General features: G+C 49.8%; 14 protein-coding genes. 4 read left to right on the forward strand and 10 right to left on the reverse strand.

What is annotated here, in order from left to right; all coding sequences use genetic code 11:
• Position 1: 1 nt before the first annotated feature.
• From NQS30_RS21035 to NQS30_RS21045, 3 genes are all read right to left on the reverse strand, one after another.
• Positions 2 to 1216 (reverse strand): NRAMP family divalent metal transporter, encoded by a 1215-nt coding sequence (locus NQS30_RS21035; RefSeq protein WP_007410295.1) that lies wholly within the window; start codon positions 1214 to 1216, stop codon positions 2 to 4.
• Between the two features lie 22 nt (positions 1217 to 1238).
• Positions 1239 to 2003 carry a 5-oxoprolinase subunit PxpA gene (locus NQS30_RS21040; protein ID WP_007410294.1) on the reverse strand — a complete coding sequence of 255 codons (765 nt, stop codon included), beginning with the start codon at positions 2001 to 2003 and terminating at the stop codon, positions 1239 to 1241.
• 206 nt (positions 2004 to 2209) lie between these two features.
• Positions 2210 to 2959, reverse strand: a complete 750-nt coding sequence (locus tag NQS30_RS21045) for a Cof-type HAD-IIB family hydrolase (protein WP_003156292.1) — start codon at positions 2957 to 2959, stop codon at positions 2210 to 2212.
• Positions 2960 to 3086: 127 nt separating this feature from the next.
• On the opposite strand from NQS30_RS21045, the gene NQS30_RS21050 reads away from it, so the two are divergent.
• Positions 3087 to 3251, forward strand: a complete 165-nt coding sequence (locus NQS30_RS21050; protein WP_003156294.1) for a hypothetical protein — start codon at positions 3087 to 3089, stop codon at positions 3249 to 3251.
• A gap of 38 nt (positions 3252 to 3289) precedes the next feature.
• Here NQS30_RS21050 and NQS30_RS21055 read toward each other — a convergent pair whose 3' ends face one another.
• From NQS30_RS21055 to NQS30_RS21075, 5 genes are all read right to left on the reverse strand, one after another.
• On the reverse strand, positions 3290 to 3685 hold the full coding sequence (locus NQS30_RS21055; protein ID WP_012116819.1) for a 3-hydroxyacyl-ACP dehydratase FabZ family protein: 396 nt from the start codon (positions 3683 to 3685) through the stop codon (positions 3290 to 3292).
• Between the two features lie 68 nt (positions 3686 to 3753).
• Positions 3754 to 4875: a mannitol-1-phosphate 5-dehydrogenase gene (locus NQS30_RS21060; protein WP_122503711.1), complete on the reverse strand. Its 1122-nt coding sequence runs from the start codon at positions 4873 to 4875 to the stop codon at positions 3754 to 3756.
• 1 nt (position 4876) lies between these two features.
• A complete protein-coding gene (locus NQS30_RS21065) occupies positions 4877 to 5308 on the reverse strand; it encodes a PTS mannitol transporter subunit IIA (protein ID WP_124692591.1) in 432 nt (143 codons plus the stop codon).
• Between the two features lie 25 nt (positions 5309 to 5333).
• A complete protein-coding gene (locus tag NQS30_RS21070) occupies positions 5334 to 6773 on the reverse strand; it encodes a PTS mannitol transporter subunit IIBC (RefSeq protein WP_124692592.1) in 1440 nt (479 codons plus the stop codon).
• Positions 6774 to 6947: 174 nt separating this feature from the next.
• On the reverse strand, positions 6948 to 7289 hold the full coding sequence (locus NQS30_RS21075) for a hypothetical protein (RefSeq protein WP_003156306.1): 342 nt from the start codon (positions 7287 to 7289) through the stop codon (positions 6948 to 6950).
• Positions 7290 to 7468: 179 nt separating this feature from the next.
• Here NQS30_RS21075 and NQS30_RS21080 point away from each other — a divergent pair, with 179 nt between their 5' ends.
• From NQS30_RS21080 to NQS30_RS21090, 3 genes are read left to right on the forward strand one after another with little or no spacing between them, the layout of a single operon-like run.
• The gene (locus tag NQS30_RS21080; protein WP_012116815.1) at positions 7469 to 8041 is read left to right on the forward strand and encodes a DeoR family transcriptional regulator; all 573 of its coding nucleotides are present in this window, start codon (positions 7469 to 7471) and stop codon (positions 8039 to 8041) included.
• A 32-nt stretch (positions 8042 to 8073) separates the two neighbouring features.
• On the forward strand, positions 8074 to 9702 hold the full coding sequence (locus tag NQS30_RS21085) for a copper resistance CopC/CopD family protein (RefSeq protein ID WP_052827050.1): 1629 nt from the start codon (positions 8074 to 8076) through the stop codon (positions 9700 to 9702).
• A gap of 12 nt (positions 9703 to 9714) precedes the next feature.
• Positions 9715 to 10326 (forward strand): YcnI family copper-binding membrane protein, encoded by a 612-nt coding sequence (locus NQS30_RS21090; protein ID WP_012116813.1) that lies wholly within the window; start codon positions 9715 to 9717, stop codon positions 10324 to 10326.
• 45 nt (positions 10327 to 10371) lie between these two features.
• Here NQS30_RS21090 and gdh read toward each other — a convergent pair whose 3' ends face one another.
• Together gdh and NQS30_RS21100 are read right to left on the reverse strand one after the other, a co-directional pair.
• Positions 10372 to 11157 (reverse strand): glucose 1-dehydrogenase, encoded by a 786-nt coding sequence (gene gdh / locus NQS30_RS21095; protein ID WP_007410286.1) that lies wholly within the window; start codon positions 11155 to 11157, stop codon positions 10372 to 10374.
• A 20-nt stretch (positions 11158 to 11177) separates the two neighbouring features.
• Complete coding sequence (locus tag NQS30_RS21100; RefSeq protein WP_003156317.1) at positions 11178 to 12041, reverse strand: RhaT/GlcU family sugar-proton symporter; 864 nt, start codon at positions 12039 to 12041, stop codon at positions 11178 to 11180.
• Positions 12042 to 12234: the final 193 nt, after the last annotated feature.

Below are 12234 nucleotides of genomic sequence, written 5' to 3' on the forward strand. Positions count from 1 at the left end.
ATCAGCTCCATAGCTGCGGCATCTGCGTGAATAATGTATAGATGCCCATAACCGCCATGACAACCACTACGATCGCCCCTGCAATCGTGAGCCAGATCGGATGCTTGTAATCGCCGACGATTTTTTTCTTATAAGCGCCCAACAGTATCATCGCTAATGCAAGCGGCAGAATTAAGCCGTTAAGCGAACCGACCGCGACCAGAATTTTGGCAGGCTGGCCGATCGTAACAAAAATAAGAGTGGATACGATGATAAAACCGATAATGACGCCATGTGAGTGCTTTTCGATTTTTGTTGAAAATGATTTGAAAAATGATACTGATGTATAGGCGGCGCCGATGACAGACGTGATAGCTGCAGACCACATGATGACGCCGAAAATTTTATAGCCTACATTTCCCGCCGCAAGCCGGAATACAGAAGCCGCCGGATTATCAGGATCAATGCTCAGGCCCTTTGAGACGACGCCGAGCACGGCGAGAAACAGGGCAATCCGCATAATCGATGTAATCAGAACGCCTGTGATGGAGCTTTTCGTAACCTGAGGGAGGACTTCCTTCCCTTGGATGCCTGAATCAAGCAAACGGTGGCCGCCGGCAAATGTAATGTATCCGCCGACCGTGCCGCCGACAAGCGTCACGATCGCCAGCACACTGATATGATCAGGCATAAAAGTTTTCACAACGGCGTGTCCGACCGGCGGAGCCGTCGTTACGGCAACATACACAGTCAATACGATCATGACGATTCCGGCGATCTGCATAAAACGGTCCATGACTTTTCCGGCTTCCTTTATGACAAAAATCAGCACCGCGACCGCTGCGCTGATTAAAGCGCCGATCTCCGGTTTGATCCCGAATAATACTTGAAGACCGAGACCCGCGCCGCCGATGTTTCCGATATTAAACGCAAGTCCGCCGAGCACGACCAGAAAAGCAATGGCATAACCGGCGCCCGGAAGCACCATATTGGCAATCTCTTGGCCGCGCTTTCCGGAAACCGCGATAATCCGCCATACATTGGTTTGCGCGAAAATGTCCAAAATAATAGAAATTAAAATGATAAAGCCGAAGCTTGCCGCCAATGTATTGGTAAACGTGGCCGTTTGCGTCAGAAAGCCGGGCCCGATTGATGATGTCGCCATCAAAAATGTCGCGCCTAAAAGAAGCGACCATTTGCCGGAAGCCTTTCCGGCTGTTTTTTTCTTTTGCTCCATGCTGTCTTCCTCCCTCTGCTGCTCAGTCTTTTGAAAGCGCGCTGATTTGAATGTCTGCCGCTTTTAATTCTTTTTTGATTGTTTTTGCGAATGTGAGGGCGTGGGCTCCGTCTCCGTGAATGCAGACTGTGTCCGCTTTCAGGCTTACAGCTTGTCCCTTACGTGATGTCACCGTGCTGTCTTTCACCATTTGAATCACTTGACCGACCGCTTTTTTGTCATCCTGAATCAGCGCATCCGGCTCTGAACGCGGCGTCAGCGTGCCATCTTCCTGATAGGTGCGGTCCGCAAACACTTCGCTTGCCGTCCTCAGTCCGATTCGATCTCCCGCTTTAATCAGCTCGCTTCCGGAAAGCCCGAAAAGAATAAGCCCGGGATCAAAATGACAGACCGCCTGAGCGATGGCTTCTGACAGGCCGGGATTGACGGCGGCCATATTATATAAAGCGCCGTGCGGCTTCACATGCTGCATCTCGACACCTTCTGCTTTTAAAAACCCTGACAGCGCCCCGATTTGGTACAGCGTCAGATCATATGCTTCCTCGGGTGTAATCGCGATCTGCCGCCGTCCGAATCCCTGCAGATCGAACAGCCCGGGATGAGCGCCGATTTTCACGCCTTTTTCCGCCGCAAGCGCAACCGTTTTGCGCATCACGCTGGGATCACCCGCATGAAAGCCGCAGGCGATGTTTGCAGATGTCACATAATCCAAAATCTCTTCATCCAGCCCGATTTTATAAGCACCGAAACTCTCTCCTAAATCACAATTGATGTCAATCTGAAACATAAGATCCCTCCTGTATTGTAAACGTTTTATATGATTATCATTCCGCTATTCGGAATGACTATTCCGAATTGTTGGATTTCTCTTCATTATATTTATTTCTGACAGGTTTGAACATCCTTTTGTCAGAAAACCTACCATGGACCTAGTCACAAATGTGACAAAACAAAAAAAAGAGAGCCTCATACTGAGACTCTCTCTTTTTTCTATTATAACACCCAGTGGCGGATCGCTTTGGCGACCCCGTTTTCCGTGTTGACATCAGTCACCCAGTCAGCTGTTTCTTTCACAATGTCCTGCGCATTCCCCATGGCGACGCCGACACCCGCTTTTTCAATCATGGCAATGTCATTCAGACTGTCACCCATGGCCATCACATTTTCCATCGTGAAGCCGAGTTTTTCCGATACCTTCGCCAGCGCAGCCGCTTTGTTGATACCGAGGGCATTGACTTCGATGTTGATCGGACTGGAGTTTGTGATCTCGAGCTCCTTGTATTCCTTGAGCTCTTTCAGCACTTCATTCCGCACTTCGTCATCCTCGATTTCGAATCCGAACTTGAGCCACTGATGATCCGTAATCGTTTCCGGGAATTCCCCTCTCCACACTCTATCGACGGTAGAGGCCCAGAAATTCGTGTTGTGCTTATTCCTCAGATCCCATAATTTTTGAATATGATCGGTATGAAGAAGCTTTCGCTCAACCAGCTCAAAGTTGGAATCCCAGATTTCGCTGCCGTTTGCCGTGATTAAAAAGGATGACAGCTCGAGAGACTCAGCCAGTTCGCGGCAGGTCATCAGCGTGCGTCCTGTGCTGATGACGACGTGAATTCCTTTCGCCTCCGCTTCCTTGATCGCCCGCCGGTTTTCCTCCGGGATGAGCTGCTCGTCATTGAGCAGGGTTCCGTCCATATCAATCGCGATCAGTTTAATATCTGCGTCTTCTCTTTGTATCGGCATATATGTACCTCACTTTTTATAATGTAGTCGTCTCTATTTTAATACATATGACCCACAGGAACAAAAAACCGCTTCCTGCGTTTGGCGGGGAGAACGTTGAGGAAAAGAAATATTGAGGTGATGGAGGATGAAAGAAAGAAAACAAAAGAACAAACCGAATGAAAATCCTGAACATCATGATTTAACCGATCCGATTCCGCTGGAAGAGCTGAAGGAAAACGCCAATGACGAAAAACACAAACATGACCAAAGGGACAATTCACAAAGTGAAAGAGATTATGATACAAAATAACACGCTTGTCCGAAAGCCGCCGATGGAGGCGGCTTTTTTTACGATGGCTGGATAAATATGCTGAGCTCAGCTTCCGCCACAGGCTTCCCGGCAACGGACGCTTTCGCCCGGCCGAACACAAAACCGCGTCTGATTCGCGTGACCTCAAAAAAAAGATCCAGACGGTCTCCCGGCAAAGCGTCACCTAACCTTTCCGCTTTCTTCACCGCGGATAAGAGACCGAGGCCGTCACCGCCGGTAATTCCCGCGCAAGCCGCCGTTTGGGCCATTGCTTCAACGACGAGCGAAAATGGCATCTCTCTTTGGGATTCAGTTATAAACCAGTCATTTTCACTGATGTTTTTGTAAGCAGCCGCCCATTTTCCGGCTTCACTGTTCGTCGTGCCGTCAATCAAAAGAAACGGAAAACGATGGGGCAATAGCTTCTGATTCATCACGCAGCCTCCCTTCCCTCTTATTATAACGCAAGAAAAAACCCGCGTCCCCCGACGCGGGTTCATTTTTATTGATTGAGCTTTTTGAGCACGATGCCGTGCAGCGGTTCATGCGGCTGAATACCGCAAATGTCTTGAAGAACGCGGCTCGTGCCTTTTTCCGCGATAAGCTTTTGCAGCTCAACCGCTTCCGGATCATCCTGATAGTCAAAACGCAAGGCGGCGGCGATGCCTTCTGCCAGCGCGTTCGGTTCTTTTATTTTTTTGGCCGGCCCTACTAATCTATCATTCGCTCCGAGTTTTCTGAGCGGTGATCTGGCGACTCTTGTCACATCATCCGTGATGTATTCATTTTCAAAGCGGCCGATGATTTTTTTCATGTACTGCTCGTGTTCGGCTTGCTTAAAGCCGTACGCTTTCACTAAGTACTCGCCCGTTTCTGAAAGTGCATCGTACACGACACGCCGGATTTCCGGATGGCCGATGGCCTCTTTGACGGTTTTTAATCCGCGCTGATAGCCGACGTACGCCGTAACGGCATGACCGGTATTGACGGTAAACAGCTTTCTCTCGATGAAAGGCGTAAGATCATCCGTAAACAACGCGCCTTCCAGTACCGGCTGGCCGCCGGCAAAGCCGGTTCTGTCTATGACCCATTCAAAAAACGGTTCTACGGATACTTTCAGCGGATCTTCATGGTGCTGAATCGGCACGATCCGATCCACCGCAGAATCCGGGAAGCCGACCGTCCGGTTCACGAGTTCCCGCTCCGCTTCCGTCAAATGTCCGAAAACTGCTTTTTTCAGAAAACTGCTGCCGCCGATCATATTTTCACAGGCAATGATATTGAGAGGCTCAGAGGACGTTCTGCGCTTCAGCCCTTCCGCGATGGACGGGGCGATGAGTCTGAGAACGTTCGGGCCCACCGCCGTCGTAATGATCGCCGCTTCATTGATCAGCCTGTACAGCTCTTGTTCTTGCACCGCGCTGTTGATGGCTGAAACGGGGCCGATGATTTCGGTCTGCCGGCCGCCGTCGGCAAGCTCCACGGTATATTCCTTCTTTTCATTGAGAAGGCTGACCATCGTTTCATTCACATCAGCGAAAACTACGTCATAGCCGGAATGATGGAGCAGGGCGCCGATAAAGCCCCGCCCGATGTTTCCCGCTCCGAAATGAAGGGCAATCATGTCAGTTCACCTCGCTGAAAATAGCGGCCAGTTCTTCTTCCGTCTTTGCACTGATCAGCTGTTCGATGTTTTCTTCCTCTGAGCAGATGATGGCGATGTTTGACAGGATGTCTAAGTGTTCATTGTTTTTTCCGGCGATACCGAAAACGACCTTTGCCGTATTGCCTTCACCGTATTCCACACCGTCCGGAATCTGGATGACGGAAATGCCTGAATGAAGCACCTCATCCTTTGCATCTTCCGTGCCGTGCGGGATCGCGATGAAATTCCCCATAAACGTGGATGATGTTTCTTCACGTTCGAACATTTTTTCCACATAGCCGTTCTTCACGTAGCCGTTATCAATCAATGTCTGTCCCGCGAGGCGGATGGCATCCTCTTTTGAGTTCACCGTCTGGTTCAGTTTGATGTTCGCTTTAGCCAATACTTCCATGATGAAGATCCCTCTTTCTGTTTGATTAGTTTTTAAGCTTTTCAATCAGTTCATCGTATTTCGGGCTGTTCAAGAAATTATCAACCGAAATGTGCACCGCCTGCGGCAGCTTCGCTTTCGCGCGGTCAGTCAGGTCCTTATGCGTAATGACGATATCCGCGTCATTCGGCAGATTATTGATCGACGTATTTGTCACATCAATATCCAGGTCTGCTTTTTTCACTTTGTTTCTTAAAATGGAGGCGCCCATTGCGCTCGATCCCATACCCGCGTCACACGCGAAGATAATGCGGCTGACTTGGTCGGCGGAAATATCAGCGGCGCTGTTTTCCGGCTCTTCCTCTTTGTCTGCCAACGCGGCCGCCGCTTCACTTTTCCTGCCTTTCATTTCCTGCATTTTTTCCGCCGCGGCTGTCAAATCTTCTTCGCCCGCTTTAGACGATTTCAGAATAAACGCCGAGACGATAAACGATACGGCCGCGGCAACGATGACGCCCGTCAGCACGCCGAGGTAGCTTCCTTTCGGCGTCAGCGCTAAAATGGCGATGATGCTTCCCGGAGATGATGCGGCGACAAGACCCGCGTTAAAGATCGAGAATGTAAGCAGTCCGCTCGCTCCCCCGGCGATCGCCGCGAGGATCAGCATCGGTTTCATTAAGATGTAAGGGAAATAGATTTCATGAATCCCCCCGAAGAAATGAATGATCGCCGCTCCCGGAGCCGTCGATCTTGAAGAGCCTTTCCCAAAGAACATATATGCCAGTAAAATACCGAGTCCCGGCCCGGGGTTCGCTTCCACTAAAAACAGAATGGATTTACCCGCTTTGGCGGCCTGCTCGATTCCGATCGGACTTAAAATGCCGTGGTTGATCGCGTTATTCAGGAACAGAACTTTCGCCGGTTCTACGAAAACGCTTGCAATCGGCAGCAAATTCGCGTGGACAATGACTTCCACACCTGCCGCCAGCAATTTGTTAAGAGACAGGACGACCGGGCCGATCGCATAAAACGCGATAATCGTCAGCACAGCTCCGATAATTCCCGCCGTGAAGTTGTTGATCAGCATTTCAAAACCCTGTCTGACTTTATCTTTAAACACACGGTCTAATTGTTTAATGAGATAACCGCCCAAAGGCCCCATAATCATTGCCCCTAAGAACATCGGAATGTCCGCTCCGACAATGACTCCGATGGCCGCCGTCGCTCCGACGACTCCCCCGCGGTGATCGTAAATCATTTTTCCGCCCGTATATGCGATTAAAAGCGGCAGTAGATACGTAATCATCGGGCTTACCAATGTATTCAGCTGCGGATTCGGAAACCATCCCGCAGGAATAAACAGCGCGGTGATAATTCCCCATGCGATAAATGCGCCGATATTCGGCATGATCATACCGCTTAAATAACTGCCGAACCGCTGTATCTTCACTTTCATGCCAGCTTGCTGTTCTTGCTGCATGTTCATTCCCTCCCTGTTTGCTTGCCTTCAGATGAAAATAAATAAGACACGGGGTTTCTCTCTCCCCTGTGTCTTCATCATAAAACGCTTACAATCCCCATTCAATGAAAAGTAAAGAGGAGTTTGGCACAGAGACTGTGACAACTCCTTAACAAAAAAAGACACCTCATCAAAGGTGTCTTACCGCTTTCTGTATATAATGTGTCCTTTTGTGACGACGAGTTTGGCAATGAGCCGCTCACTGACAATAAACACCGGATACGCACATACGAGTGCGAAAATGGCGGCCGGCACATACCGCGCTGCCGGAAACATCGGCATGACGGCGGTTCTGGCCATCTGCACAAGATAAATCAAAAGCACCGTAATCGCAATGGCCGCAGCCATAATCGGAGCTGATACTTTATATTCACGCAATTTCACATGGCAATGCCCGCACTGAAACTGGCACGGGATCATGGATGATCTGACCATGTCGCCTGTAATCGGCTTGCCGCAGTTCGGGCAGGTCGTTTCTTTCATGTTTATTCCTCCATTCAACTCTTCTATTATAACAGAGTCTGACTACGTCTTTTACATTTGTGATTGTTCAACATTTTTTCACATATTTTATCATCAGGCTCTTGTGTGCATTTGTGAAAACATCTACTCTTAGAGGGAGGTTCATCACTCATTCGCATCATAAAAAGGAGGATGCAGAATTGCTTCCGATTCACAGACAGCAAACCTTGCTTGAATGGCTGAAAGAAGAGGGCGCGCTGAAAATCTCTGACATAAGCGAGAGATTCGGCGTCTCCGAGATGACCGTGTACAGAGACGTCAATCAGCTGGCGGATGCAAACCGGATTATCCGGACACCCGGCGGCATTACCCTCCCTCCCGCTTCAGAACGAAGCGCCAATCAATGCGGCTATTGCCTGCGGCCGATTCAGCATTCGTATTCTGTTCAGCTTATTACCGTTTCACAAGCCGTTGAGCAGATGTGCTGCATTCATTGCGCGATTTTGCGGTATGAGGATAAAAAGGAAGAAGTGTCCCACGTCATTTGTAAAGATTTTCTTCTCCAGACGACGCTGACGGCCGCTTCCGCATACTTTTTAGTCCATGCCGATATTGACCTTCAATGCTGCCGGCCTCAGGCGATTCCCTTCTCAACGCTTGATTACGCAGAACGGTTTCAAAAAGGATTCGGCGGGGTCATTTGCACCTTTGACGAGGCGGCGGACATCATCTTACACGACAGGCAGAAGGGATGCACCTGCAGCAAGACATAACAACAACCAACCGGAAGGCGGTGTCATCATCCATGAGACAGAACAAACGCTGGCTCATCTTTTTGCTGTTCCTTGTTTTGATTCCGAAAACAAGCTTCGCCCACGCCTACATCACAAACTCAAATCCGGGTGAGAACAGCGAATTAAAACAAGCGCCGAAGCAGATTGAAATTGAGTTTAATGAACAGATTGAAGAAGGCTTCCACTCCATTAAGGTCTATAATTCATCCGGCGAACGGGTCGACGCGGGCAAAACGGTGATTCAAAAAAATGATGCCCGCATCATGACCGCGGCATTGAAAAAAAACCTGCCGCATGATATTTACAGAGCGGAATGGAACGCGGTATCGGCCGACGGACATCCGGTATCCGGCGTCATCCCTTTCAGTGTCGGAAAAGCCGGCGGAGAACTTCAGGAGCAGACATCATCGCAAGCGGCGCTTCATCCCGAAGCGGCCATCGACCGCGGTATTTTGTACACCGCTCTCTCCCTGTTTATCGGCACGGCTTTTTTCCATCTGTTTTGGTACAGAAATAATAAAGATTCATCAAAAGCAAAACGAACTGTAAAGCTGCTCGTGATTTCTTTATGTGTAACGGGGCTCGCGCTTATCTGCCAGCTCCCGATCCAGACGAAAGAAAACGCGGGCGGCGCTTGGAGCGCCGCGTTCCAGCCGGACTATGTAAAAGAAACGCTTCTGAAAACGGCAGGCGGGTACGTCTGGATGATCCAGATCAGCTTATTTATCCTGCTCGCCCTGTCCATGATCCCGCTGTTGAAGAAGAAAGCATTCCGGTCATTTGCGTACTGGACGGCGCCGCTGTTGTTCTTCTTCGCTTCGCTTTTGGCAAAAGCATTCGCCGGGCATGCGGCGGTCATTGACGAAAAAGCGGTCGGCATCGCGATGGACTTTCTCCATTTATCGGCCGCGTCTGTATGGATGGGCGGTATCGCCGCGCTTGTGCTGCTTCTTTCATCAGAGTGGAGAAAAACCGATAAAACCATCGCTTGGGAAACGGTCAGACGGTTTTCTCCTTGGGCGTTCGCCTCTGTCGGTGTGCTGTTATTTTCAGGTGTGCTGAACGGATTTTTCATTATCCGCACGTTTGATTCACTCTTTCACACCGCTTACGGTAAGACGCTCCTTTTGAAAATCGGACTGTTTGTCATCATGCTTGTGCTCGGCGCCGTTCACGTATGGATAACGAAGTTCAGCAGAAAAAGGAGCATCAGCGCAACGATAAAGGCCGAATGGGCACTAGGCATCGCGGTGTTATTTACAACCGCCGTCTTCACAAGCCTGCCCAGCCCGCCGCCGCCTGCGCCATTGCCTTTTAACGGCTCAGAAACGATCGGAAACGGGGAAACCCTGTCCTTGCACATTACGCCGAACCAGCCGGGTAAAAATGAATTTCAAGTCATTGTCACCGATCACAACGGCAGCTTGGTAAAAGACATTCAGCAATTTACGGTCACTGTTTACCAGACGGGCTTCAGCGGCAAACAGCATGAAAGCACCTTTGATTTGAAGAAGACGAAGGAAGGCACATTTGAAGCCGCCAACCTGTCCATCACCGAAAAGGGAAACTGGAAGATCAAAGTCCACGGGCTGACAAACGATTTTAATGAAATCAACCAAATATTCTCAACGACAAACTAAGGAGTGTATCTCATGTTGAAAAAAAAGGCTTTATTATTCATATCCGCCGTGACCCTGTCACTCGTCGGTTTTACGGCGGCAGCAAGCGCCCACGTCTCAGTCAAACCCGCGGAATCCGCGGCCGGTTCTTGGGAAACGTACACGATGAAAGTGCCTGTGGAAAAGAATGAGCCGACAACGAAAGTCGTGCTGAAAATGCCCGCCGGCGTTGAATTTCAGCAATATCAGCCGATTCCGGGCTGGAAAACATCCGTATCCAAACATGATGACAAAGCGGTCTCCGTCACTTGGGAAGCAAAGGACGGCGGCATCCAGCCCGGCCAATTCCAGCAGTTCACGTTCGTTGCGAAAAATCCTGAAAAGAGCGGAGATGCCGCTTGGGACGCTTACCAATATTACAAAGACGGCAGCATTGTAGAATGGACGGGTGATGAGAAAGCCGACACGCCCCACTCGATTACGAAAATCACGAAATCGGCCAGCGTGACGGATGCGCACGGAGCTGAACAGTCAAACGAAGAAAGCAAATCCGGCGTATCAGCGCTTGATATTGCAGCCATCGTTCTGTCAGCTGCGGCGATTATCCTTTCCATCGCGGCGCTTGTAAAGAAAAAACGCGCGTAAGCAAAAAGCGATCCGGCTCTAAAGAGCCTGCGATCGCTTTTTTTCTTATCCGCGGCCTGCCTGGAATGACGGATATTTGGTCATTCCCCCGTCAGCAAACAGCGTAATGCCGGTTACGTAGCTTGATTCCTTTGAAGCAAGCCAGACGGCGACAGCCGCGATTTCTTCCGGCTCACCGATATATCCCATCGGAATCATGCTTTCCACATCTTTTTTCTGAACGGGATCCGCAAATTTTTCCGCGTTGATCGGCGTATTGATGGCTCCCGGCCCGATGTTGTTGACACGGATGCGCTTCGGCGCGTACTCAAGCGCCAGCGTTTCCGTCATCAATTTGATGCCGCCTTTACTCGCCGCGTAGTGAACAAACAGAGGCCATGGAATCATTTCATGTACGCTTGACATGTTAATGACGTTTCCTTGAATATCATTCTCTACGTAATATTTAATGGCTTCGCGGCTTCCTAAGAAAGCGCCGGTCAGATTGGTATTGATGACTTTGTTCCAGTCTTTGAGCGGCATTTCATGCGACTGAACCGGATTTTCCATACCGGCGTTATTGATCATGACATCCAATGTGCCGAATTCCTTCACCGCGGTCTGCACGATGTTTTTGACATCTTCTTCTTTTGTGACGTCGCCTTGAATGATGACCGCTTCGCCTCCCGCTTTTTGAATCTCTTCTTTAACGGTTTGGGCGTCTTTTTCATTACTATAGTAGTTAACCACGACTTTCGCCTGCTCCTGTCCGAAGCGGATCGCCATCGCTTTTCCTAATCCTGATGAAGCTCCCGTAATGGCAACGACTTTTCCTTTTAAATCCGTGTACATGTTCAAACCTCCTGCATTTGTTATGAATTTGATTTCGCAACGCCTAAGAATACCGCGGCCACAATGATCAGGATAATCCCGATGGCAATGGCGACCAGCTGACGCTTCGTTTTGCTCTCACGGAGAATGAAGATTCCGCCGAGCGTGCTGATGACGATCCCCATTTGAGAGAGGGAAAAACTTGTCGCGACTCCGACGCGCGGCTGTGAGATGAACAGAAACATATTCCCGAGCGCCCAGATGATTCCTGGCAGAATGTTCTTGAGGGCGTACTTATTAAACGGTTTATGCTTGTACGTCAGGAGCAGCCCGCCGATGACCATCCCGATCGCCTGCGGCAGAAGCGCTGACCATCCGGATACGCCGAACAGCCGGGCCACAACGACATAGACCAAATAACCGAGCGTGGAGATCAGCAGGATGACAATGCCTTTTTTTAAGTTTCCCGGTTCTCCGTCCGCCCGCCCCTTTTTATCTTCTAAAGATGTGAGCACAATCCCGATGATGATAAAAATAAGGGCGAGAATACCCAGCGTAATCGCGATCGGGGTTGACCATTCTTTGAATACGATCACACCGAACAAAGAAGTCGAGACGAGCTGCATGCCCGTTGATATCGGCATCGTTTTTGAAACGCCCATCAGCTGTATGCTTTTAAGCTGATTGCTTTGGCCGAGCGACCAAAACAGCCCCGAGATGATGCCGACAATAAAAATGCGCCCAGACAGCACCGGGTGGACAAACAGATACAGCACAAACGAAACGATGAGCGCCCCGATTGTCGTTCCCAGCGTCTGGCTGTAAGGCCCGCCGCCTAATTTGACGTTAAATAACACGATGCTCCCCCAAAATAAAGCCGGGAGAAGAGCCAGTAATATATCCATGATGGCGACCTTCTTTCAATCGTATTTGCTGTTATTTTGTCTGGAATCGAACCGATTATTCCCGCAAGATCAAAAAAGCCTGCCGGCGATATTCACCGGCAGACTGCTCAATAAAAACAGCCCCGCTTAGAGGGACTGCCCCCCGTTTTTGAGACAGGGGTCAAAACACCTTTTAAACAGCCAATTGCCGATA

The sequence above is a fragment of the Bacillus sp. B1(2022) genome (genome assembly GCF_040259625.1).
Classification (GTDB): Bacteria; Bacillota; Bacilli; order Bacillales; family Bacillaceae; genus Bacillus; species Bacillus velezensis.